This window comes from Larkinella arboricola, from assembly GCF_003259745.1.
GTDB lineage: Bacteria > Bacteroidota > Bacteroidia > Cytophagales > Spirosomataceae > Larkinella > Larkinella arboricola.
On record NZ_QLMC01000006.1, the window covers coordinates 67,011 to 90,736 of the forward strand.

Below are 23,726 nucleotides of genomic sequence, written 5' to 3' on the forward strand. Positions count from 1 at the left end.
CGGGACCGAATTGCAGGGAGGTGGGGTTTTTCAGACCGGCGGTGATGTCGAGCCGGCCGTTGGGGTTGTCTTTGAGCCGACTGGACTTAAAGTTAAAGCGACCATTGCGCACCTGCTCCCGGGAAGGTTTTTCTTTTTTGGGCTTTTTCCTGAGTTTGTGCTTATCCTTGAATTTGTTACGGTCAGGTGCAGGCCTTTGACTCCAGGTGTTGGTGGGGTTTAGAAAAAGGCTGATAAGTAGCCAGCAAACAATCGTTCGCATGGACAAGGAGGGGGTAAAAAACTTTCTCATACAACTTTGGCCAAGTCAAAAAATGAATTACTCTTAATTTGTAAAGCAGCTGAATTTTAAATCGATTTCGTCGATGTTGAAACCCAGGTAGTTTGGGCATTCAACCCTAACTCAAGCGATCAACAAAGCAAACTATGATTCGGCGGGAGGAAAATGGTAGAGAAAATGGTGCTGAAATTATCCAAAATAAGTATGAGATTACATTGAAAAATTTCAATTACACATATGTTTTTGACTCAAAGGCCTAAGTAATTAGCGAATGGCCCAACAGGACATCCTAGACTCATTTGACACGGGACTACTCCATAATAAATGGTAAGGGCCATATAGTGATTCATATCCGGCCGGAGCCTACTAGTAAAGCCTCCACCTTACTAGTACAGACTCCTGACTGCTATCTTCGGGATCATGACATTTCTTTGCCGGTCAATGACCCCGGAACGGGTAGCATTGACCGGCTTGGCTGCTAAGGCTGGTCATCGGAAGCAGTGCCTGCATAGTCTGCAAAAAATAGTCCATCCAACTATACAAATTACCAACGGCAATTTTACACTACCTTTCAAAACCGTTTTAGACCCTTAGTGAGCCACGGAACCCCCGGGCGGCATAGTAAGACTCTGCTCCATTATGATATATGAAAACGTGACCATAACGGTAATCACCAAAAAGTGCGCCCCCAAGTTTTCTGATTTCAGCAGGTGTTTCCACCCAGCTCGAGGTTTTTGTATCAAACTGGCCAAGTTTCTGCAACGCCCCATACTGTTCTTCCGTTAACAACTTAATGCCCATAGCAGCCGCCATATCAACCGCATTGTTTGCCGGTTTATTTTCTTTCCTCGACTCGAGCGCCTGGCGGTCGTAACAACAACTTCGTCGGCCTTTCGGGCTTTCTGCTGAACAATCATAAAAAATGTATTCGCCTGTCTTTTGATCGTGCCCGACTACATCCGGCTCACCGCCCGTCCGTTCCATTTCATAAAGTGACCATAGCTTTTCTCCGTTAGCTTCCAGCCTGGCTTGCACGGTATTCCATTCCACATCCGGATGACGGTTCATATTTTTCGTAAAACGGACTTTCAGCGTACCCAGCAGGCTCTCCTGTTGTTCTGGTGACAACTCCTTTTCAGGAGTGGTTTCAATTGACTGTATCATAATGTGTTAGTTTAATTTACTGACTACGTCCTGCAATCTGGTATGGGCCATATTCAAACCTTTCGCAAAGGGTAACTGTAACATCTGATCCCGAAGTGCAACGGATCGATACACGATATGCATTTGGAGTTTGCTGGTGTGGTCAGTGAGTGGTTCAAACTCCAGAAATTCAAGCTGGGCACCAAAAGGCGCGTTTTCCATTTCAAAGGTGCGGGTGATTTTTTGGTTCGGGACAAATTCATGGATGGTTCCATGAGCCTCAAATACCACATTACCCCGCGCATCGGTGGTCTGGAATTGCCAACTGCCGTGCTTTTTATTTTCCAGTTTGATCACTTTTGTCCCCATCCATTGTTCCACAATGTCGGGCTCGACGTAGGCTTTAAAAAGCAGTTCCAGAGGCAAATCAAACTCCCTCGTAATCACCAATTCCTGTCTGCCGTCTTTGGCCTTTATTTTTGTTTTTTGTTCCATACTACGTGATTTTATAGTTTTTCATGACGGTCTCTAGTTTGTTGAACCGGTCTTCCCACATAGCGCGGAAGGGCTCAATGAAGTCGGCGACCTGTTTCATTTTTTGGGCATTGATGTGATAGTAGATTTCCCTGCCGTTTTGTTGCTGTTGCAGCAATTCACACTCGGTCAGAATTTGCAGGTGTTTTGACACGGTAGGTCTAGCCGTGTTAAAGTTTGCGGCAATGGCACCCGCCGTCATTGATTGTGAGGCCACCAATAGAAGGATAGCCCTTCTGGTGGGGTCGGCTATGGCTTGAAATACGTCCCGTCTTAAATTCATCGTGTAGTTATTTGACTACAAATATACGTGTAGCTATTTAACTACGCAAATTTTCCTAAAGTCAGGTTTTGCGGGACAATCTCGGGTGCAGTACTACTTCTTAAAATAGCATTGATGGGGCTTCCATGCGCGAATTCCAGTCACGTCCTTCAGTCAGTCACTATGACGCATAATACGGCCTCAATCCATTGAACTGGCAACGGTTTGAACTGGGGAGTATCGATTATCGATTGTATTCCATTGAGCAATCTACCGGCCTTGGCTACCGAAAGACCCTCAGGAGAATGATGAAATCCGGAGAGGGATTAGAAAAAAGGAAATACGAGTTGTTTCAGGCAAGTGGTGCGTTTCCACCTCTTGAAGATAGGAGGATTCTATCAAAATTATCACGCTTCTATCTTGCCCGTCGTATGTGGGAATGAGGTTACTATGGGATGGAACGGGATCGCCAGTTCGGTGGCTTGCTGATATGTACGGCAGACCGGCCCACTTATTACTTGACAGACCAACTCGTCGTTGAGGCATCCCAACGACGAGTTGGTCTGTCAGGCCCTTAAGCCCGTTCGACGTTTACAGCATTTAAGCCTTTCTTACCGCGCTCCACTTCGTAGCTTACTTTGTCGTTTTCCCGAACCTGATCAATCAATCCCGAGGCATGGACAAATACATCCTCCCCGCCATCGTCGGGTTTAATGAAACCAAACCCTTTGGTTTCATTGAAAAATTTAACAGTTCCTGTTGGCATATTTCAGTTTTTTTGCCGCAAGGACGGTAAAAAAACTATTAATTTCAAACCTATACCGAGCATTCACAGGATTAACCGCTAACCAGCAGAACAAGGCCGTGGCCCTGATGGTGGCAAAAGAGCGTTTCTTTCACAGCTTCCGGTTCCAAATAGCCGCATCAGGCACGGTATTCGAACGCCAGTAAGATCATCGCCGGCCGGATTTAGTCCATTGGATCATTCATCCGACGTTCAAGTACTTCTTTTCAGAAAGCGGCCCTGTTTCAGAGCTAAATTTAATAACCTTCATGAAGGTTGACTTCATCATTTAGCGTTTCCCCGCTTAAGTAGCTGGTAACATTTGAAATAAACTTTTCCACCTTGTCTTTATTTTCGTTCTGGTGGGCCGCACCCGTATGCTGGGTCAAAATAACATTTTTCATAGTCCACAAGGGACTCTCCGGGGCCAGAGGCTCATGCTCGGTTACATCCAGCACCGCGCCTACCAGCCGGCCTGTCTCCAGCACCCTGATCATCGCTTCTTCATCCGTCGTGGTGCCTCTGCCAACGCTGGCATACAGGCTACCCTCTTTCATGGTAGAAAAGAATTGCTCAGAAACGTAGTTTTCCAGGTTTCCCGGTAGGGTATTGATAATCAAATCCGTTTGGGGCAGGTGGTCCAGCAGTTCCTCAAAGGAATGGATTTCTGCATCCGGGTCCTGTTTCGCCGTCATCTGGATTTGGCAGCCAAAGGCACTCAAGATTTTTTTGATATGGACACCAATGGCTCCCGAGCCCAAAATGATGACTTTTTTCGTACCCAGAATGTGCAGTTCATTGCTGATGGTTTGGCCTACCCACTGCTTTTCAAGCTGAAACCGTACCAGCTGATGAACCCCGCGGTAAAAGGCCAGAATTCCACTGACGATGGTTTCGGCACAAGGTTGGGCCGAAATATCACCGACATTGACAACGGTTCCGCTAAAATTACTATCCTGATACTGTTCAAAACCAACGGACTCCAGGTGCCAGAACTCCAGCGAAGATGGTACGTTCTTCATCCAGTCGGCTGGCGGGTTACCAATCAGGAACTGACAGGATTCAAAGGCTTGTTTCAGTTCATCGTCAGACGTTGAACCGGCAAAGGTGATCCGGGCGTCAGGTGGCAACCCATTTTTCAGATTTTGTTGTTCGTCTTCTGCCAGGTTTGCATAAACCAGAATTTCCATAGTTTCCCAGGTTGAGTGATAAAACGACATCGCCCGCTAGCCTTGACACCCCGCGGGCGATCCATCTATAACTTCCAGGTATAGCGGAATGATCAGCGTTTTTACCAGAAAATGATTTTACACCCGGTATTCCGACTTTGCGGTTATGATACGGAGGTAGAAGACCCGAATCCGTATGGCAAGATAGACTCCCTGCGCCTAGCGGTATTGCTTCAGCCAGTTGTACATCGCCAGTTGAGCCCGGACTGCCGGTTTATGGGACGGTTCAACGGTTTGATTCTGCCCCTGCTCATCGATCTGACGGATTTTAAGCGTATCATTGAGCTGAAAATCAAGCAGCTGAAAAATCTCTTCTCGTAAGGCGGGGTCATAGATCGGAAAGCCTACTTCAATCCGGTGGTATAGGTTACGGTTCATCCAGTCGGCCGACGCCAGATAGATTTGCGGCTGGCCGTCGTTGTTAAAAAAGGCCACCCGGCTGTGCTCCAGAAACTGATCGACCAACCGAATTACCTCAACGCCTTCACTAATGCCCGGCACGCCCGGCAGCAAACAACAAACGCCCCGAATAATCAGCCGGACCTGCACCCCCACCTGGCTGGCTGCATAGAGCCTGTTGATCATCACGGCATCTTCCAATCCATTGACCTTAATCACAAGACGAGCCTCTTTCCCCTGCCGCGCCAGATCCATCTCCCGCTCAATTAACCGCAAATAATGCTGTTGAAGATTGACAGGCGCCACGAGTAGATGGTTTAACCGACTTATAGGTTTCTGCTTTTTGAGATAAGCAAACACTTTCTCTAAATCCTTGACCATTCCCGCATGGCTGGTAAACAAACCGTGATCGGTGTAGACTTCCGCCGTCACTTCGTTAAAGTTACCCGTGCTTAAATACGCGTATCGCTCGCTTTTCCTCCGGCCTTGGGCGGTAGCGCTCCGTCGCTTCACCAAGGCAATTTTGGCGTGAACCTTGACGCCGGGCAGACTGTAAATAATATTTACGCCCGCCTTCTTCATCGCTTTGGCCCAGCGCAGGTTGTTGGCTTCATCATAGCGCGCTTTCACTTCCACAAAAACCGTCACCCGTTTACCATTGCGGGCGGCACTCATCAGCGCATTGGCGATCACCGAATCGGCAGCGATGCGGTACAGGGCAACCTGAATCGAGTAGACCAGCGGGTCGATGGCGGCTTCGTTAAAGAAACGTAGCACGTAGCTGTAGGACTGATAGGGAAAATGAAGCAGGCGGTCGCGCTGACCAATTGCCTCCAGCATCGACTCGAAGCCGTCCAGCTCCCGGCAGGGTAAGGCTGGGAGTACAGGAACGGTTAAGCCAGCCTGTTTTGCTAACGGCAATTTCATCAGATCGCTCAAATTGAGGTAGCGCCCGGCGGCCATCAGATCCTCCTCCTGCAACCTGAACAGGTTGACGAACCGCTCAAGCAAGTTGGGCGGCATGGCCTCATCATACAGAAACCGGACGGGTGGAGCGGTTTTTCGTCTGGCCAGCTGGTCTTTAATCTTTTTGACCAGGTTGCCCCGAAATTCATCATCAATATTCAGGTCTTCGGCCCGGTTTAGCTTAAAGCTATAACAGCCCAGAATCTGGTATCCGGGAAAAACCCTGGATAAATTCGCCCGAATGATGTCATCCAAAAAAGCAAAATAAGCCACGCCGTCGACCGGTGATAGTTCGACAAACCGGGACACGTTTTCTTTAGGAACGTTCAGGTAAGCCATGACGATGTCATCGGGTGATACCGTATCGGGAAGTGCCGCCCCCTGATGGGGCCGCATCGACAGGGCAAAATAAAGCGATTGGCTTTCGAGCAGGGGCAGCCGGTCGCGCCGTTTCATACGGCGGTGAGTACCCACAAAAACCGGTTGAAGATAGGCCAGAACGGTGCTGTGAAACAAGTCGGCGGCTTCCTGTTGATGCACATCCAGGAAGGGTTCGTTCTGATAGATGACAACCTTGCTTTGCTTCAGTATAGGGACTAGCTCGCCTTCAAAGAGCTCATCAAACCGCTGGCGCTGGCGACCCACAAGCTGGGCTATTTCGCTGAGCACCTCCTGAGGATCGAAGGGTAACTGCCTCTGTTTTTTTTCGGGAAGCGCCGATAAGCTGCGCAGGGCCGCCACGCGGACCCGAAAAAACTCATCAAGATTTGAGGAGTAAATAGCAAGAAATTTCACCCGGTTGGCCAAAGGTACATCAGGGTCGCTGGCTTCGTCGAGCACCCGCTCGTTGAAAGACAGCCAACTTACATCACGATTCAGGTAAGGCAGAATTTCCATGTCCAGGATCAATGGGGAATAAGGCCCGTTGATAGCCTTTACCCGTAAGTAAGCAAAAAGGTGGTAGAGTCTGACCGTTGGCTAAAGCCTTTAGTGTCAATAGAGAAAGTTTTTGTTTCTTGTTGTACGGCTAAAGAAATAACCAATAGGTCCTTTTTAAAGCCTGTCAATCCGGTTCTGGTTTCCAACGAGTCTTTTAAAATCGAGTATGCACCTTTTAAATTATCGATGCATGAAAAATTTAGTGGTTAGCCTTACGGTGTTAATGCTCAGTCTTTCAACGGTTTTCGCCCAATCGGCTGCGGACCAAAAGGCCGTCGAGTCGCTGGTGACCCAGTTTGGTCAGGCCTTTAACGCCCATGATCCGAAGGCATTCGCAGCGGCTTTTGCCGAAGACGCCGATTTTACCAACTGGCTGGGGCAATCCGCCCACGGGCGTTCCGAAATTGAGCAATTTCACGTGCCGGTTTTAACGGTTATGTATAAAAATGGTGTTCAGCAACTGACGCCCCCCAGAATCCGGTTCCTAAGCCCAACTATCGCCGTTGTCGATATCTGTTCGGAGGTTAAAGGAGGGGTGAGCCCGGATGGTAACCAGCTCCCCCTTCTCAAGTTTTTGCTGAACTGGACCGTCACCAAAGAACCCAATGAGCAATGGCTGATTAAAGTCATGCACAATGCGCGCTTGCCTGAATAAATCAGATCGATTCGTTGGACGGCCCTTATACTACTGCCGTCTATTTCAGCGAGTAAGCCTTTACGGTATTATGGAAAAAGGTGGGCACAAATAATAGCTGGCTGCCTGGATCATAGGCAATATCAGCAGAGTTAATCTTTTCTGCGGACGTATCCAGCTTTAACTCGGTTTTTCCATCTGCCTGCACATACCAGATCTTACCACCCCACTCGGTGATGACATATTTCTGATTACCCAGCGCCACAATACCGTCAATGCCTCCCGTGGCCTTGCCAATGGTTTTTAGCTGTTTAGTGGCGGGGTTCATGGCCAGCAGCGACCCGTCGCCATTGCCGATGAGCAACTGGTTGTTATCGACCAGAAGGCCATTGGTGCCTTTCAGGGGAGCGCCTTCCAGAACCAGGTTTATTTTTCCATTTGTCAACGCCCATATTTTACTTTCACCGGAATCGGAGATATAGACCGTCTTTTTCTGGGGATCAATGGAAATGTCGTTAAGAAACTTGGCGCCCGGAATGGCATATCGGTTCAAGATTTTACCGGAAGACAGTGCAATTTCGGCTACCTGCGTCATTTCCGTGACGTACAGCTTGTCGCCCAGAATCCCCATCCCTTTGGTTGAATTCAGGTTGTCGGCAAATTTTAACTGGATCACTTTTCCGTCCAGCCCTACTTTGGCGATGTAACTACTCTTATTTTCCAGTGACGGCCCGCCATTAATACAAGCGACATAGAGTATCTTTTGGGTTGGGTCAAACAAAACGGATTCGGGCGTACGTAGCGTCGTGTCCGTTTCCCATACGGGTTTGAGTTCGATGGTCTGAGCGTGAAGCGAAGTCAGCAAACCGCCGAATACACTCAGCAGGCCAGCAAGGAAAGACGTTTTCATATAGGAATAGATTTAAAAGATAAGTATCAGGCTGTGCAAAAGTACACAAACTTACAAACTTAGCTCTGTCCGCTGGGTCAAATGAACAGAAATGCGATGACAAGCAGCATGAAGATGGGTTTGTGCTGCTGATCCCTTATTTTACCGTTACCTTTAAACAATTTTTTAACATATGAACAGCGGTCTGGTCCGGATCTTGCAGTGCTACTAGGCCACGGCCAGGAAGTTACTGTAGTCCTGGAATGAGTTATTACCTGATAGGCTACAGGGTGGGCCAGAAATTATTTGGTTTATTTCAGGAGTTTTTAGTTATTACTATGTCGTAATCCATTGCATTCAAAGATATCCTACTAGTTTGTTATGCCCTAAAAGAGTGAATTAATTATATCGCTTATAACAATGTTTCATTTTTTATATTTGCTAATGTTTTGTCAACTTAGTTCTCCCGCAGGTATTTTAATTGGTCAGAAATAAGGGCAGGAATTTGTGAGTCTTTATCTAATAGTATCGGGAGGAAATAACGGCCGTGCCTTTATCCCATTAACAGCCCAGGAGTTCTAAGAATATATATGAAAGCAGTTTTATCTACCCCTGAAGTGCATAACCGAATCGATTACATTGACATTACCAAGGGGATAGGAATTTTATTTGTCGTCTTTGGGCATGTCGGTTTCCTGGGTGCGTATGCCTTCATGTTCCATATGCCGCTTTTCTTTTTTGTCGCCGGTATGTTATTCTGGCCCAGAAAGGATGAAAAGTCCTACTTTACGGATAAAGCCATTCAACTACTCGTTCCCTATACGGTTTATTTACTTCTGATTTATGGATTTCAGCTTTACGTAGAATTTCAAGACAAGCCGTTAACGCTCGAAAATGGCCTTAAAGCGATTGGAAAAGGCATTTTAGGCAGCCGATGGCTGGGTGGCTACACAACCGTCTTCTGGTTTATTCCCTGCTTCTTTCTGGTTCAGCAGTTGACAAACGGGCTCCTGAACCGCGTAAACCCGAAGCGGATTCTGGGTCTTATGGGATTACTGCTTCTTCTAAGTTACCTGGATTCACTTTATCTCCAGCCGATTCGGGTGCCCTGGAACATCAATGTCACGCTGGCAGCCATCCCTATTTTTTATGCGGGGTATGCTTACAGTAAAAAGGAATGGACGGTGAATGTATTCTTTGTTATACTAGGCTCCTTCGTCGCCTGTGCGTTAGTCTACAAAGGCTATCACAATACGTATGACATGAAAAATGCTTACTACGGAATTCCCGTTTTAACCTTATTGTCTTCAATCTGTATGATCCTTTTAATCATATGGATTTCGAGGGCCTTGTCGGAGACCGTCTTTCTTTCTTCCTTGTTCCCCACCCTGGGCCGGGCTTCGCTAACCATCATGTACCTTCATGAACCCATTCAGTCGATTGTAGCCGAACACTGGACCCAGGATAAAGCCGTACGCATTGTGATGGCCGTCGGTCTACCGGTTATTGTGTACCAGTTGCAAGAAAAAACCGTGTTAACCCGTGCCTTATTTTTAGGCTCCCGAAGGGATTTCAAGCTGTTGTTTCAGACGAAAAAAGAATTAGTTAATCAGCAGGACCGGGTTATGAGTTCTTCCAGCGAGCCTAATTTACACGCCAAGCACCTGGATGCATAACCCGTTCCGGGTATTCCAGCTTCCATTCCGAAATCGGGAACTATCGCAGCAACTGGATACGCTTTTCAACCGGGGTCGGTGGCAACCGATAACCTGCTCCATTTATAGTATTTGCACGTATCCGTTAACCGTATTGACTTATTCCGAAATTCTCTATAACGCGGTTACAACAGTGCCAAGATCGCTAACCTCTCCGGTTCAATGATCACCTTCCGTCTGTCGTCAGCAGCCGCTTGCCTTTTTACGAGTTTTTCTATTCCAGTCGGTCGATTAAACCCCTAACGGCCCCCGTCGTTAACCCCGTTAAATTTGCCAGCTCGCCCGCGGTCATTGGCCCCTTTTCTATCAGAAATCTTAGGTATTTATGGCCATTTCCCGAAATGCAGAGCTTTCGGGAAATGACTTCATGCATCTGAATAGAGGTGTATGAATGTTGCTGGTTCAGTTTCCTTATTCGTTTAATTACATCGTTATCCATTTATATACCTTAGTTTATAAAAAGCTTAGTTATAACGATAACAATAATTTTATAATGTGCCCAGATCATTTCGGAGCCCTGATACCGAGGCAGGTCAGGAGCACACGGCTTCCTTTCCCCTTGTTCCAGTTGACATTTTCAGCAAAGCAAAATTGAAATTTTAAACAAAGTCCTCCAGAGCGCCTGCTGCTACCTTTGTATCAACAAAACACAACAAAAACACAACAATCAGTATGAAAACCGTCTTAGACATTGACAATTACAATGGGAAATTGCAGCAGCCCCTTGGTTCTGGTTTCAACGCATCGTCAACCGCCACAGATGTGCTAACAGGTATTGACCTTACTGGTACCGTAGCAATTGTTACGGGTGGTCATGCAGGAATCGGGTTGGAAACAACCAAAGCCCTTGCCGCAGCGGGAGCCACCGTGATCGTACCTGCCAGAGACATTAAAAAAGCAGAGATGAACCTGCACCGTATCGCTAACGTGGAACTCGCGTCGCTGGATCTGATGTCTCCCCAATCCATTGATGCTTTTGCCCAGCAATTCCTGGCATCGAACAGGCCGCTTCATTTACTGATCAACAATGCGGGAATTATGTGGGTGCCACTGCGTCGGGATAGCCGGGGTATCGAATCTCAACTGGCGACGAATTACCTCGGGGCCTTCCATCTTACTGCGCGGTTATGGCCAGCGCTGAAAAAAGCGGATGGAGCCAGGGTAGTCAATCTGTCGTCATTCGGCCATCAGATGGCCCCCTTCAACTTTGATGATCCGAATTTTGAATACCGTGATTATGAAACCTTGCAGGGTTATGGGCAATCGAAAACCGCTACTATTCTATTTACTGTTGAGCTGGACAATCGGGCAAAAGCATCTAACGTACGCGCCTATTCCGTACACCCCGGCTCGATCAATGGAACGGAATTAGGGCGTGAAGCTCCGCTTGAATTATTTCAGCAAATGGGCTTCTGCGATGCAGACGGGAATACCCTGCCCGAAGTGGCGGCCAAGCTGAAATCCATTCCGCAGGGTGCTGCTACTACCGTATGGTGTGCAACGAGTCCCCTGCTCAACGATCTGGGAGGAGTGTATTGTGAAGACGCCGATGTGGCCGAACTCGATACTGGTATGCTCGGACAACGGTATGATGATCCGACGACACAGCGGGGTGTGCGCCCGTATGCTGTGGACGAGGACAACGCCAAAAAGTTGTGGAAGCTTTCTGAAGAGATGATCAGCCTACGGTTTAAGGCCGAATAATCCATAGGATTTTGCCGGATTTAAAGCAAAAGCGGCCCTTATCACGGATGGCAACAGTTTTATATCAGGCTTTACGTTGCCTGTAAAAAACAGTTCAGTGCCCGAGCGGACTCGTATAGGGCAACGGCCAGACTTTAAAGCCAGCGTTCATACCGGAATGGTAACGGCAGTAGAAACCGGCGAAGTAAAACGGGATATTGCTTACCACGGCGATACGTTAAACACCGCTTCCAGAATTCAGGGTGTTTGTAATGACTATGGAAAGAGCTTTCTTGCTTTCCAGTATTTAATTGACCGAATTGGCGGCCTTCAATACCTGAAGACAGAACCACTGAGCAGGGTCCAGCTTAAGGGCAAAGCCGGGAGGGTTGGATTCGTGTGCATCGAAAGGCCCCCCGGCAACAAGACATTACTACGGATGAATCCTTTTAACCCTTTTACCAATGGAATTTAAGACAAACTACATTACGCCTGATATTAAACTGTCGGTCTTCGAAGATAAGTTATTCAAAACGGAAGTTCTTTTCGAACACCATCTCCTGGTTTGGTTTATATCGGGTGAAACAAAGATTATTCAGGCTGGAACCTCCTATTTGTTTACTGCCGGGGATATTTTTCTGATTCCACGAAATCAAGTAGTTACTATTATTAACTATCCTAAAAACGGACTTCCCCATAAAGCCGTGGCCATGCATTTAACAGTGGATAGACTACGGAATTACTACGCGAAACTCCCTGTCAAACCGGTAGCGTATGTGACAGATAAAGTGTATCAGTTTAAAAACCATCCCTTATTGCATAGTTGTCTGGCGTCCTTAGTACCTTATTTCGACATGCAGGAGGACTTTCCCGAAGAGATTGCATCCATGAAAATACTGGAAGCGATTACGATCTTAAGAACGATTGACAAAGATGTCGATGGCATCCTGGCAAACTTTGACACGCCGGGAAAGATTGACCTGGTAAAATTTATGGAAAGTCACTTTATGTATAACCTGCCCCTCGAAAAATTCGGCTACATGACCGGTCGCAGTCTGTCTACGTTTAACCGGGACTTCCGGAAGACGTTCAGTGCTACACCCCAGAAATGGCTGACCCAAAAAAGGCTGGAGTTTGCGCACTACCAGATTGCCGAGCACAAAAAGAAACCGGTCGAAGTATACCTCGAAGCGGGTTTCGAGGATCTTTCCCATTTTTCCTTTGCTTTCAAAAAGCATTTTGGCTACATACCAACCACGCTGGTAAAGGCCCGGTAACGGCCTGATTTTATCATCAGGCATAGGAAATAATCGCTAAGCAGGGGTGCTGATTAGTCTTTTAAAAAATCCGTTTTGCATCGGCTCTCAACCCGTTGAACACTGACAAATGTGAAAAAGGAACTTTGTGAAGGATAGGGTTGAGGACATTACAATCGGTCGGCAAGCTATATTCAATGGCATCTGTAGCCGTAAAACGGCCTCGTATCCTTCAAAATGGAGCAAGGGCCATAGAACAGATTATTTGCTAGTCTTATTCATACAATTCTGCGCACCTATTTGTCAGACAAATTAAGAATACAAAAATTCCGTAAACAATTGCAATAGCTACTAATAATCAAGCATTTACCATTAACTTTAATTAATAAAACGATTTAAAATGCCTCTTGAATTAACCATAATACAGCAAATTGAAGAACAGTACCGCTTGTTAGTAGAGAGTGTGCAGGATTATGATATTTTTTACTTGATAGGCACGGTTATATCCAAACCTGGAATCATAGAGCCTACCGAATTAAAGGTTACTCCACGCCTGAGATTTTAGGCAAACATTTTTCCCTGTTTTATTCCCAGCAGGAAATAGCCAGCGGAAAACCAGCTCGTCTGCTGGAAATCGCATTCCAGCAGAGACGCCATGAGGAAGAAGGCTAGCGAATCCCTAACGACCAACAAAACCGACAAAAGCCTTTCCGCTGTGCTGGATTTAGCAGCAGGAAAGCCCCACCTGACCCGCCTATAGCGATCTACTCGCTGGCCCGCCCTAATTTTTTCAGGAGTCGATAATGCGAATGCAAGGCCGAACCGAACGTTGGATTCTCCAGATAAGGCAGCCCATGTTCCTGCGCCGTTTGTTTCACCAGAACCGAAATGGCGGGATAATGAACATGGCAAACTTTAGGAAACAAATGGTGTTCAATCTGGCGGTTAAGGCCCCCGCAGAAAAAAGATACAACTGCCGAACGGGGGGCGAAGTTAGCCGTTGTGTGCATTTGATGCACGGCCCAGGCCTCCTCGATGGTAGTCTCATTAATGGGTACCGGAAACGATGTGCCATCCACAACGTGGGCCAGTTGGAAGACCAGCCCCAGAACAAGCCCTTCCACCAGATGCATGAGGAGAAATCCGATGGCCAACTGCCACCAGGTCAGATCGAGCAGCAGATAAGGCAGCACCAGAAAAAAGAAGTAATAAGCCGCTTTGGTGGCAAACAACCGGATGTACTCCCGACGGGGATGGGAGGAGTTATCGTAAAAGCCAAATCGTTTGGTGAAGAATTTCACGTAGTCTTTGCTAAGCACCCAGGAAAGAGAAGCCAGCGAGTACAGGCCGAAGGCATAATAGTGCTGAAAGCGCTGCCAGGGGCGTAGCGGTTCATCGGCATCCACGCGAACCAAACCCGGCGCAATTTCCAGGTCGTCATCATGGCCATGAATATTGGTGTAGGTATGGTGGACTACATTATGAGTGATTTTCCAGAGGTAGGCATTGGCACCCAGCAAATAAAAGGTGTCGCCCAATAGTTTATTGACCCAACGGTGGGACGAAAAAGCGCCATGCAGGGCATCATGGGAAACATTGAAGCCAATAAATGCCGCAAACATACCCAGCACAATGGCCATAGCCAGCATGGTCCAGGTGCCGAACTGATTGGAAAGAATCAGGACATAGAGCAGGATATAACCCCCTAAAAAAAAGGCGGTTTTTGCCCACATAACCCCGTTGGCATGGGGAGAAAGTCCATTTTCCCTGAAATAGGCATCAACCCGCTGTCGAACTGTCGCAAAGAACTGGGACCGGGCCGTATTGGCAAATCGTAACTTGGTTTGCATCAAAAAATATAATAAGAATCTGGTAATGTTGGGCTGCTTCAGGTATAAATTAAGAAATCTCAGGTGAACCCGAATCATTCAGTTTTTGATAAAAGATACAAGTTCACCGCTATAAAACGCATCTTGACTTCTTTTATGACAAAAAAGTCATTCAAAAATAAAAACTACTACTTCTAACAGGCAATAAAGACTGTTTCGCCTATTCGCGGGTAACAAAAAGAGGCAAGGTTCGGCGACTCTCTGAACATATACCCCCGGTATTGCTCTTCACGGTTTTACTTATAGAACTATACCAATTTTTCGAATAAGGAAGAATGATCTTTGCCTTATAATCCTGAATCCAAATAAACTATCTTTTATCTATAACTAAAAAAACCGGCCTATGTTAGTGCGTATGCAACGGTTTTGATAATCCCGGTATACCGGAGGCTGGCGACAATAGGATTAAACCTGTTGCTCTATTCTGCCCGAGTCGTTTGCTCAGGAAAATGAAGTCCTTTTCTGGGGCTGAGGTATGTTGAATAGAGTCGAATGTTAACCTCCGGGAGTCCGGTGCTTTCATGAAGTAATCCCTAATGGGAAATGATATAACTCAGTTGTAAGATGAACGTCAGGCAAACAGAAGTCAGCAAAATGCCCCTGATTTTCAGAATGGTAGAATAACCGAAACAGTAGTGCCCTGATCCACCTCCGACTGAATGGTGATCAGACCAAAGTGATTCCGAATGATTTTCCGGCAGTAGGTCAACCCAAGCCCGGTGCCTTCCCGAACTTTGTTATGCGGCAACTGAGCAAACATATCGAAAATCTTTTCCAGTTGCGACTTGTCAATACCGATGCCATTATCGGCTATCTGAATTTCGATGTACCGGTTTCCTGCTGATAACTGATCGCTTATTTCAGAGGCTGTTACGGGCCTATAGGAGATTGATATCACCAGGGGCACCTCTTTTTTAGCAAACTTGATGGCATTACTCAGTAGCTGGTAGAATAGATGTTCGAGTTGAAAAGGGAAGCCCTTTATGGACGGCAGCACGTCCAGGTGAAGCGTGGCATTTCTGGCTTTTAACTGCGGGCTTAATTGGGTACATACGCTAGCCAGGATGGCATTCAAATCCGCCAACTCAACCGTTGTATCCTTGGCATCCAATATAGAAAAGTCCGATAGATTCTTGATCATCAGGGAAAGCCTTTCGGCACCAGCATTAATCTTTAACGCTAACTGCTCAGCCTGCCCGACATCATTTTTCCGGACAACATCTACCAATAATTCGCTGAAGATCCGGAGTTTTCGCAGGGGCTCCTGAATGCTGTGATTGGATGCATGACGGTACTGGCGATTTTCATCAATGGTATTGGTTAGCTGTCGGCTTAAATTTTTTACCGCCTGATCACTTTGCTCGAGCAATTCGATCTGTTGCAAATGAAACGAAATCAAATCGGCAAAAGCCATAAACATGCCTTTAATCGTAGCGTTTTCAACTTTTGCCGGTTTGGGGTCAAGTGCACACAGGGTACCAAAAAATTCACCTGACTTTAAGATGATTGGAAAGGAAATATAACTCTGGAAGCCATACATGATCGGGGTCGGATGGTTACAGAATTGCTCATTTTCCTGCACATGATCAATAACAACCGGTTGATGAGAATCCCGGATTTCATTACAAATCGTGGTTTCTATCTTTAATTCTCCACCAGGCAAGATGCCCAGTTGAATTTCATCACGAACACTACAGGCAATCCAGCGGTCCTGAGTCACCCGGGCAATGGCGGCAAAGCGCATTCCGGTCGTTTGACACACCACATCGAGCAGCGTAGGAACAATATCGATTTTATTGACTCGTCTAATATCCCCCGCCAGGTCAGTGTTGCTATCCTTCATATTCATCTCGATTCGGTATAGTTTTGGCATCCCCCCCAGCCTGAAGGCCGGAAAAAGCCATATCGCACAACAGTCTTCCCGGATGAGATAATGCTAATCTGTCATAGATTGTTCAACACGAAAAGAATTTTTCGTGTCCAGCCTACTCTTTTGCTGTTTTTTACATTTTTGATCAGATCCGGACCGATGGGGGCTTTTATCGGGAATCATCAATTCCACCTGAAGATGGATTGGCGCCGGAAATACTTGTTCGCATCCCCCTGGCAAATGGGCTACTGATTGCCCATTTCTAGGCAGCGTTTATGGTTGTTCTATCCGCCAATGAGTAAAAAGCAATACATGGCAGGCAGATCGCTTTGCCGCCATGTATTGCAAGTTACGAGCGCTATTTCCGTTGCTTCTGAACATATTTGGCAACTTCGCCGATGGGGGCAATCCAGACGCCGTTGGCCGGGTCTTTGGCGTATTCACAGAGTTGTTTCAGCATGGATAGTCGGGTGGTTTGGGGGCCGGATTCTGCCGTTTCGTGTCCCGCCAGCACCAGCCATTGACCGGATTTACGCGCCGTCTCAATCAGTTCTTTGATCTCGTCAAAATCCTTGCCGTCCATTTCCATACCGTAAATCTGGGCCATATCGCAGTAAGCCGGATCGTTGGGGGCTTCGTTGCGCCAGCCGCGACCACTAATAAACAGATCGGCCACAATCGGCACGTAGCTCTTCGTATTGCGTCCGCGCCCCATAAACATCTGACCGCAGGGGTAGGCAAACACCTCGGGCTTAACACCCAGCAGTTCCTGCACCTGCTTGTTGGCTTCAATCAGTTCGGCCCGCATTTTTTCGGCGGTATAATCTTCCAGTGCTTTCTGCCGCGACCAGGTAAAGTTACCGCTGCACGGGTGATTGACCGAGTGGTTGCCCATTTCGTGCCCGCTGGCAACGGCTTTTTTCCAGCCCGCCAGCCGTTGCTTTACACTGGACGGCACCACGAAAAAGGTGGCTTTCACCCCGTATTGATCGAGCAGAACCGTACCCGCATCGACATTGCTCAGACGGGCGTCGTCGAAACTCAGACTCACGGCTACCTTTTTGCCGTTCGGCCAGACGATGGGAGCCGCCGATGGCTTTTCCGGTTTGATTTCACCCGAAAATGATAGACTCAGAACGGCAAAAAAGAGTGTAGCTACGCGGAAGAAAGGATGTAGTTTCATCGTCATAAAATCTGGTTTTACTTTTTACCCTGTAAATAATTGACCACCGAATCTGTCAGATCTTTGGCGGCAGCGGGCGTATAAGGTGAAACTGTCACCTCATAACCGCCATGCGTCATCTCTTCCGCCGTGAGCAGATACCCCAACCAGCCGTTGCCGTAGCCAAAATAGAAGGTGTACGGAAAGGGCGACCGGTCGCGGATTTCGTTAGAAATCTCGCAGAACAGTTCGAGTGGGGCGCTCCAGATGGCAATATCGTCGTTGATTTGCAGAAACCGGACGGGCAGCCGGACCAGGTTGACACCCGCTTTGGTAGTGCGCGTATAGTTTTTCAGATCGTCGGTCCAGCCTAGCTCCGGTTTTCGGGGCGTTTCGACGATAAGGCCGGCGGCTTTCAGCGTAATGTCGCTGGTGGTTGCGGTAATGGATTTATTGGCCTCCAGCACCTTATCACCCAGCAATACCCGAAACTGGCTCAGCTTCCCGGCCTGCGGACTCGGGTAGACGCTGTAAATGGGGGCCAGATTTCCGGCGGCTCCGTTGATAAACAGCAGTGGAGCGCCCAATTTCTGTTCGACGTATTCGGCCACCACGCCGGGCGCGTCGCCACTGATGAGCAGGTTGGACCCACTCATGACCGTACCATGAATCGCGTAATTGGAAACCAGCGCAAGCGGGCTGCCATCCTCTCTGTCAAGCCGAAGCAGGCCAATGCGCCGATCAACCGGCCCGTCAGGATTCATACCCAGGTACGCCTTTCCGTCTACATCCTTCGCCCGCCGGTTGATGTTGGCCTGCGACAACCCCCAGCCCACGCCCAGCCGGGCCGGAACGAGTTTCTGACGCGCTTCCTGAATACCGTCCAGCAGTTTACGTTCCACCATTTCCGTATACTCCGTATCGAATTGGTGCTGATACCGGTCGCCCAGAAAAATGGCCGGTAAGCCGGGAGGGCCGACTTCGGGCGCCGAATGCGTATGCGTAAAATTCCACCAGAAGTTTACGGGATCGATGCCCAGTTGCTTTTTCAATTTGGCCGCCACTTTATCATATTCCGATGGGGAAACCAGGCAGATATCGGTCGAAACAAGCACAAACTGCGTTTTTCCGTCGTCCATCACCACAATGCGGTGGTAAATCTTGTCGTAAACGCCGGTCGATTTGCGGGCTCCGTAGCCCAGCAGCATCTGATGTTTTTCCGGCGTAATATCCACCTTGACCACAGCCGCCCGAAAACCAGCCGCGTTTGGATGGATGGCCCAACTTAGCAGAGGAAAAAGCAACGGGATCGCTAAAAGCAGCAAACGGGTTCCAGAAGCCGGTATTTTTTTGAGAGAGAGTAGCATCGTAAGAGGTTTAGTTTATTGGGCTTTTCGAATGTACGCCAGCAGATCGGCCATTTGCTGCGGGTTTATCTGCTTCTCCAGTCCGGCGGTCATTGCCGACAGGTTCATGGCTTTCAGCGATTCGATGTCCTGGCGGGCAATGATGGTTTCCTGTCCTCCCTGATTGCGCAGGGTTAAAGCCGTTGGCGTTTCGGTCGAAATCAGGCCCTGCACTGTTTCGCCGTTTTTCAGCTTGATTGTCCAGAGATCATACCCGTCGGCAATGGACAGGTTCGGGTTCAGAATATCGCCCATGATGGATGCGGGCCGCCGATTGCGGATCGTTGCCAGATCCGGCCCGAAAGCCACCCCGCCCGAACCGCCAATCTGGTGGCATAGCGCACAGTTCTGCTGAAACACCAGCATTCCTTTTTCCGGATCTGCCTTTAAATCAAGCGCCGTCTGGTATTGCCGGATTACTTCATCCCGCTGCTGATCGCGTTTGGTCAGCAACACCCGCGCCCGGTCGCGCAGTTTTTTGTCGGAATACGCCATCAGTCCCACACTCCGGGGCCAGCCGATGCTGTTCTGGTCGATGGTTCCCTTCTCAACGGCATCCAGCAGCAACTTGATCCGGGCCGGTTTTACGGTTTCCGAACCCGCAAAAAACGTTGCAATGGCCGGTTCGCGAATGTCGGGCGTCATCACCGGCCACTTTTGCAGCACGTACTGACTAACGGTTTCGTCGGGAATGGAACTCAGCGCCTGCAAAGCCGCTACCTGCACCGAGAGTGGCTCGGTGGGCGCCATCAGTTTTTTCAGGAGCGAAACCTGATTGGCCGGATTGTGCAAGGTCAGGAAACCAATGGCTTCCGACCGCTGCTCGGGCGACTGTTTGGGATTCTCCGCCGTTTGTACAGCCCGTTGTAATGCCGCCGTTTTTTGGGCGTTGTCCGGAAGCCCGGTTACCTGCAAGACCTGCAAACAGGCCGAGCGCACCGACGCCGACGGATGGTCGAAAAAAGCCCGCATTAGTAAATCCTGTTCCGCCTGAAAATTGGAGTCCAGGGATGCGCTGCGCCGTTTCATCCCCTGCGCGATGCCTTTAATAACGGAAGCCTGCCACGTTTGCCGCTCCGCCGAAATCGGAGCGGTGGCTTTTTGCAGCAGTGCGTTGATGGTTTTCGGCGGTTGACTAGCCCCGGCCATCGCACTCAGCCGCTCGACCAGCGACCCATAGGCGGGTTCGTCGGGTTTAAAACGGGCTAATACCGCGTTGAGTAAATCACTGTTCTGCGACGAAGGCGCCGACAAAGCCGCCACCTGCACCCAGGGATCGCTGATGTCAGCAAAGAGTAATTTTTGCCGGGCCGTGGACGCATCGGATGTTTCGACAAAACCGAGGGTGCACAGCAACTGAAACCTGACTTTGGGATCGCGGTCCGACTGCATTGCCAGCATCGCCGGAACCAGCGCCGGAGCGGTTTTCAGGTGCAGTTCTGCCAATTTAATCGCGTTGGTCCGCACACCCGGAACGGGATCTTTCAAGGCCGTTGTGATTAGCTCCGGGCGCAGCTTGCCGAGTCCTTCCAGCGTCCAGAGTGCGTGAAGCCGACCGAGCGGCAGGGCCGGGTTCTGGGCCATTTTTTCCAGCGCAGCCACGTCCTGGGGAGTTGCCCGGTCCAGCAAAAGCCGTTGGGCATGGCGACGCCACCAGATGTTCCGGTCTCCCAGCTTTTCGATCAGTTGTGCGTTGGTCGCTTTTCCGAGGAGATTTTTATTCCAGGTGGCGGCTTTGGTACCTTTCGGGGTAATGCGGTAAATCCGCCCCTGATCGGTGCCGTTGTACAAGGCTCCGGATTTCACCACGTCCTCGGCCATCCATTCCGGATGCTCCACAATTTGCCGGTAGTAATCCACCACATACAGCGCCCCATCCGGTCCGATGTACATATTAACGGGTCGGAACCAGGCATCCGTCGAAGCCAGAAATTCTTTGTGGGCCTGCATCCGGCTGGCCGTAAAGGTGGCCCCTTTGTCGGTAATCTTGTCGAAATGAACCAGGTTACTGACCGGTTCGGCCACAAAGGTCACGCTGTCATATTTTGCCGGAAACGCCCCGCCCAGATAGTGCGTAATGCCGCAGGCCGAGGTAATCACGCCCACATCCGTCAGCAGTTGGTACTGGGCATTTTTGGTAATCGGAAACACTTCGGCGGCATTACCGTGGTCGGAAATCGACTGCGTGACGTTGGAAACCAGTAATTCCGGATTCCGCTTCAGATACGGTGTTGCGATCACCTCGTGGTAGGCGTGGTTGGCGTTGCTGACCAGCAGCCGGTTTCCCCAGGCATCGAACGAATGGCCAAACTGCGTATTACCCGAAACCGGCTCCAGTTCATACCGGTCGGGCCGGAAGCGGACGCTGCGACCGCTGGCGTTGTCGGGCAGGCGGATGCCATCCGGTTTTTTCGGATACAGAATGTCGCTGCCCCGGTCGCCAAATTCGTCTTTGTAGACCTGCGCCGTTACCGCCGATTCGTGGGCCAGATAAATCCAGTTGTCCAGCCCCAGCAACGGACTATTGACGTTGTGCTGCGGGTTCGAGAGCGCAAAACCGGTCAGAATCGTTTCCCGAACGTCGGCCTTGCCGTCGCCGTCGGTATCTTCCAAGTAGAGCACATCGGGCGCGTCGGTCACCAGAATGCCTTTTTTCCAGCGCATGATGCCGGTGGGCAGCACCAGATCGTCGGCAAAAACCGTGCTTTCGTCCATGCGCCCGTCGCCGTTGGTGTCGGTGAGGAGTTTGATTTTCCCGGTTCCGCTTTTGTCGAGCGGATAGCCGTGCATTTCCACCACGTAAAACCGTCCGTCTTCGTCAATTTCCATCGCCACCGGATCGGCCACCAGCGGTTCACTGGCCACCAGTTCGATCTGAAAGCCGGGTTCGAGTTCAAACGTTTTCAGGGCTTCTTCGGGCGAAATACCCGATTGTTTCGTAGCCTTCTGACAACCCAGCGCCCCGATGATCAGCACCGTAATCAAACTTGAAAAACACCACGTCTGTCGTTTTCTGTCACGCATTCTCATCAGGTTAATAATTCGGGTTTTGGGTCAATTTTGTATTCTGATTCATGGCCGACTGCGGAATAGGCAGCAGGTAATTTTTATTCGCAAAAAACGTATGCATACCGTCTGGTGCCGGAATAACGGTATAGGTCCATTTGCCACCCACCTGTTCAATTTTCATGGCGTGTACCGGCCCGTTCAGATTCTTTTCCGCCAGTTTCAACCGAAGCAGGTCATACCAGCGTTTTTCTTCAAAGGCCAGTTCAACCCGGCGTTCGCGCTGGATGGCCACCCGCATTTGGGCCTGCGTCAAACCGGTCTTCAGGGCGGGCAATTCCGAACGGGCCCGTACCTGATTGATGGCATCATACACCGAGGCATCCGGCCCCACCGCTTCGTTTTGTGCTTCGGCATAGCTGAGCAGGACTTCGGCAAGGCGGAAAATGATGAAATTGGCGCTGCTCAACTGGTGATTACCGTTGATGGCGTATTTCGGGTCCAGCCCTTTCCGCAGGTAATAGCCGGTATTGGTCGCTTCGTTGGTATTACTCAAATCCGTCGCATTCCGACTACCGACGCCCTGTTTCATCACCATTTCAGCGCCTACCCAGATGGATCCGTCGTATACGATTGACTGATAAAACCGTTTCTCCCGATTAAGATACGGATTCTGAGGATCATACCCCGACGCCGGATCAGAAATGGGCAAACCGTTTGCCATTGCGTATTCGTCCACCAGCTCCTGCGTGGGGTCCACTCCCCCATAGGCCCGTTGTACCCCGCCGACAATCCAGGGGCCCTGTAAGCCTTCCCGACCCCCGCCCAATGCCGTTCCGCCGAGGTACTGTTTGGCAAAAATCACCTCTACATTGTTGTTATTATCCTCGTAAAACAGCGTTTCGTAGTTCGGAAACAGACTGTGCGAACCCAGGTCCATGACCTGCTTGTTGGTGGCTGCCGCCCGTGCCCAGCGGCTTTTGTCGCCTGCCGTATTCTTCAGCGGACTGGCCCAGAACAATTCACACCAGCCTTTCAGGGTCAGCGCCGACGCTTTGGATACCCGGCCCGCTTCGGCCTTAAGCGGCAGATCATCGACAATGGCCGCGCACTCGTCCACAATGAACCGGTACGTTTCCTCGTCGGTGTTGCGGGCCTGAAAAATTTCGTCGCCCTGCGTGTTCTGGTTCAGCGTCCGGGTGATGAGCGGCACCCCGCCGTGGGCCGTCCACAGCAGTTGGTAATAATAGGCACGCAGAAACCGGGCTTCCGCCAGCTTGGATTTCTTCCACGTGTCGGGCAGGCTCGAAGCCGTTACTTTCTCGATGAATAAATTAGCACGGCGGATGTTGGCGTACTGCGACCAATAGTTGGGGGCATTGCTGGGTGTGTAGACCGAGTTGGCGTACAAAACCCGGCTGGTCTGGCCGTTGACGCCGTTCATGGCGTTGTCCGTGAAATTCTCCCAGGGATCGAAGGTATTGAACGGGCCGGGCAATCCCGAATAGATATTGTTCAGAAACAGGTCCGCCGTACCCGGATCGGTCCAGACGGCATCGTCGGCAATCTGGTCTTTGGGGGCTACTTCCAGAAAATTTTTACAGGAAAAGACAGCCAGTGTCATGAACAGCAAAGCTACCTTGCCGTTCCACTTTATAAGCTGATGCAGGTTCATCGGGG

Annotated in this window: 19 protein-coding genes; 5 read left to right on the plus strand and 14 right to left on the minus strand. The window is 49.4% G+C overall.

The window, feature by feature from the left end; translation table 11 throughout:
• The 7 genes from LX87_RS29005 to ppk1 form a co-directional block, all read right to left on the minus strand.
• A partial coding sequence (locus tag LX87_RS29005) for a hypothetical protein (protein ID WP_211325356.1) occupies nt 1–262 on the minus strand: 262 nt, incomplete at its 3' end.
• Between the two features lie 600 nt (nt 263–862).
• Nucleotides 863–1,444, minus strand: coding sequence for a DUF4256 domain-containing protein (locus tag LX87_RS22515; RefSeq protein WP_111630562.1), 582 nt, complete (start codon nt 1,442–1,444; stop codon nt 863–865).
• Nucleotides 1,445–1,450: 6 nt separating this feature from the next.
• Nucleotides 1,451–1,918, minus strand: coding sequence for an SRPBCC family protein (locus LX87_RS22520; RefSeq protein ID WP_111630563.1), 468 nt, complete (start codon nt 1,916–1,918; stop codon nt 1,451–1,453).
• 1 nt (nt 1,919) lies between these two features.
• Entirely contained in the window at nt 1,920–2,240 is a 321-nt protein-coding gene (locus LX87_RS22525) for an ArsR/SmtB family transcription factor (RefSeq protein WP_111630564.1), read from the minus strand.
• Between the two features lie 553 nt (nt 2,241–2,793).
• Entirely contained in the window at nt 2,794–2,985 is a 192-nt protein-coding gene (locus LX87_RS22530; protein ID WP_111630565.1) for a cold-shock protein, read from the minus strand.
• Nucleotides 2,986–3,260: 275 nt separating this feature from the next.
• A complete protein-coding gene (locus LX87_RS22535; RefSeq protein WP_170139427.1) occupies nt 3,261–4,193 on the minus strand; it encodes an NAD(P)-dependent oxidoreductase in 933 nt (310 codons plus the stop codon).
• A gap of 198 nt (nt 4,194–4,391) precedes the next feature.
• Nucleotides 4,392–6,494 (minus strand): polyphosphate kinase 1, encoded by a 2,103-nt coding sequence (ppk1, locus tag LX87_RS22540; RefSeq protein ID WP_111630567.1) that lies wholly within the window; start codon nt 6,492–6,494, stop codon nt 4,392–4,394.
• A gap of 232 nt (nt 6,495–6,726) precedes the next feature.
• On the opposite strand from ppk1, the gene LX87_RS22545 reads away from it, so the two are divergent.
• On the plus strand, nt 6,727–7,191 hold the full coding sequence (locus LX87_RS22545) for an SgcJ/EcaC family oxidoreductase (protein WP_170139428.1): 465 nt from the start codon (nt 6,727–6,729) through the stop codon (nt 7,189–7,191).
• A gap of 40 nt (nt 7,192–7,231) precedes the next feature.
• Here the strand turns inward: LX87_RS22545 and LX87_RS22550 are convergent, their stop codons facing one another.
• Nucleotides 7,232–8,080 (minus strand): SMP-30/gluconolactonase/LRE family protein, encoded by an 849-nt coding sequence (locus LX87_RS22550; protein WP_111630569.1) that lies wholly within the window; start codon nt 8,078–8,080, stop codon nt 7,232–7,234.
• Nucleotides 8,081–8,649: 569 nt separating this feature from the next.
• On the opposite strand from LX87_RS22550, the gene LX87_RS22555 reads away from it, so the two are divergent.
• The 4 genes from LX87_RS22555 to LX87_RS22575 all read left to right on the plus strand — a co-directional run bounded on the left by LX87_RS22555 (nt 8,650) and on the right by LX87_RS22575 (nt 12,734).
• Entirely contained in the window at nt 8,650–9,735 is a 1,086-nt protein-coding gene (locus tag LX87_RS22555) for an acyltransferase family protein (RefSeq protein WP_111630570.1), read from the plus strand.
• 711 nt (nt 9,736–10,446) lie between these two features.
• Entirely contained in the window at nt 10,447–11,478 is a 1,032-nt protein-coding gene (locus LX87_RS22565) for an SDR family NAD(P)-dependent oxidoreductase (RefSeq protein WP_111630571.1), read from the plus strand.
• Between the two features lie 157 nt (nt 11,479–11,635).
• A complete protein-coding gene (locus LX87_RS22570) occupies nt 11,636–11,932 on the plus strand; it encodes a nucleotidyl cyclase domain-containing protein (protein ID WP_111630572.1) in 297 nt (98 codons plus the stop codon).
• Entirely contained in the window at nt 11,922–12,734 is an 813-nt protein-coding gene (locus LX87_RS22575) for a helix-turn-helix domain-containing protein (RefSeq protein WP_111630573.1), read from the plus strand. Before LX87_RS22570 ends, LX87_RS22575 begins: the two co-directional genes overlap by 11 nt.
• 743 nt (nt 12,735–13,477) lie before the next feature.
• On the opposite strand, the gene LX87_RS22580 is transcribed toward LX87_RS22575, so the two are convergent.
• The 6 genes from LX87_RS22580 to LX87_RS22605 all read right to left on the minus strand — a co-directional run bounded on the left by LX87_RS22580 (nt 13,478) and on the right by LX87_RS22605 (nt 23,721).
• Nucleotides 13,478–14,563: a fatty acid desaturase family protein gene (locus LX87_RS22580; RefSeq protein ID WP_111630793.1), complete on the minus strand. Its 1,086-nt coding sequence runs from the start codon at nt 14,561–14,563 to the stop codon at nt 13,478–13,480.
• 646 nt (nt 14,564–15,209) lie between these two features.
• Nucleotides 15,210–16,445: a sensor histidine kinase gene (locus tag LX87_RS22585; protein ID WP_229310780.1), complete on the minus strand. Its 1,236-nt coding sequence runs from the start codon at nt 16,443–16,445 to the stop codon at nt 15,210–15,212.
• 385 nt (nt 16,446–16,830) lie between these two features.
• Complete coding sequence (locus LX87_RS22590) at nt 16,831–17,655, minus strand: polysaccharide deacetylase family protein (protein WP_111630794.1); 825 nt, start codon at nt 17,653–17,655, stop codon at nt 16,831–16,833.
• A 17-nt stretch (nt 17,656–17,672) separates the two neighbouring features.
• Nucleotides 17,673–19,001: a neutral/alkaline non-lysosomal ceramidase N-terminal domain-containing protein gene (locus tag LX87_RS22595; RefSeq protein ID WP_111630575.1), complete on the minus strand. Its 1,329-nt coding sequence runs from the start codon at nt 18,999–19,001 to the stop codon at nt 17,673–17,675.
• A gap of 15 nt (nt 19,002–19,016) precedes the next feature.
• Nucleotides 19,017–22,064: a PVC-type heme-binding CxxCH protein gene (locus tag LX87_RS22600; protein ID WP_170139429.1), complete on the minus strand. Its 3,048-nt coding sequence runs from the start codon at nt 22,062–22,064 to the stop codon at nt 19,017–19,019.
• A 10-nt stretch (nt 22,065–22,074) separates the two neighbouring features.
• Nucleotides 22,075–23,721 carry a RagB/SusD family nutrient uptake outer membrane protein gene (locus tag LX87_RS22605; protein WP_111630577.1) on the minus strand — a complete coding sequence of 549 codons (1,647 nt, stop codon included), beginning with the start codon at nt 23,719–23,721 and terminating at the stop codon, nt 22,075–22,077.
• Nucleotides 23,722–23,726: the final 5 nt, after the last annotated feature.

Bases quoted from the DNA above. Each gene is read 5' to 3' on its own strand.
- LX87_RS22515 (WP_111630562.1), bottom strand. From the start codon at position 1,444: ATGATACAGTCAATTGAAACCACTCCTGAAAAGGAGTTGTCACCAGAA.
- LX87_RS22585 (WP_229310780.1), bottom strand. From the start codon at position 16,445: ATGAAGGATAGCAACACTGACCTGGCGGGGGATATTAGACGAGTCAAT.
- LX87_RS22565 (WP_111630571.1), top strand. From the start codon at position 10,447: ATGAAAACCGTCTTAGACATTGACAATTACAATGGGAAATTGCAGCAG.
- LX87_RS22535 (WP_170139427.1), bottom strand. From the start codon at position 4,193: ATGGAAATTCTGGTTTATGCAAACCTGGCAGAAGACGAACAACAAAAT.
- LX87_RS22600 (WP_170139429.1), bottom strand. From the start codon at position 22,064: ATGCGTGACAGAAAACGACAGACGTGGTGTTTTTCAAGTTTGATTACG.
- LX87_RS22595 (WP_111630575.1), bottom strand. From the start codon at position 19,001: ATGCTACTCTCTCTCAAAAAAATACCGGCTTCTGGAACCCGTTTGCTG.
- LX87_RS22520 (WP_111630563.1), bottom strand. From the start codon at position 1,918: ATGGAACAAAAAACAAAAATAAAGGCCAAAGACGGCAGACAGGAATTG.
- LX87_RS22575 (WP_111630573.1), top strand. From the start codon at position 11,922: ATGGAATTTAAGACAAACTACATTACGCCTGATATTAAACTGTCGGTC.
- ppk1 (WP_111630567.1), bottom strand. From the start codon at position 6,494: ATGGAAATTCTGCCTTACCTGAATCGTGATGTAAGTTGGCTGTCTTTC.
- LX87_RS22530 (WP_111630565.1), bottom strand. From the start codon at position 2,985: ATGCCAACAGGAACTGTTAAATTTTTCAATGAAACCAAAGGGTTTGGT.
- LX87_RS22580 (WP_111630793.1), bottom strand. From the start codon at position 14,563: ATGCAAACCAAGTTACGATTTGCCAATACGGCCCGGTCCCAGTTCTTT.
- LX87_RS22545 (WP_170139428.1), top strand. From the start codon at position 6,727: ATGAAAAATTTAGTGGTTAGCCTTACGGTGTTAATGCTCAGTCTTTCA.
- LX87_RS22570 (WP_111630572.1), top strand. From the start codon at position 11,636: ATGGTAACGGCAGTAGAAACCGGCGAAGTAAAACGGGATATTGCTTAC.
- LX87_RS22525 (WP_111630564.1), bottom strand. From the start codon at position 2,240: ATGAATTTAAGACGGGACGTATTTCAAGCCATAGCCGACCCCACCAGA.
- LX87_RS22555 (WP_111630570.1), top strand. From the start codon at position 8,650: ATGAAAGCAGTTTTATCTACCCCTGAAGTGCATAACCGAATCGATTAC.
- LX87_RS22605 (WP_111630577.1), bottom strand. From the start codon at position 23,721: ATGAACCTGCATCAGCTTATAAAGTGGAACGGCAAGGTAGCTTTGCTG.
- LX87_RS22590 (WP_111630794.1), bottom strand. From the start codon at position 17,655: ATGAAACTACATCCTTTCTTCCGCGTAGCTACACTCTTTTTTGCCGTT.
- LX87_RS22550 (WP_111630569.1), bottom strand. From the start codon at position 8,080: ATGAAAACGTCTTTCCTTGCTGGCCTGCTGAGTGTATTCGGCGGTTTG.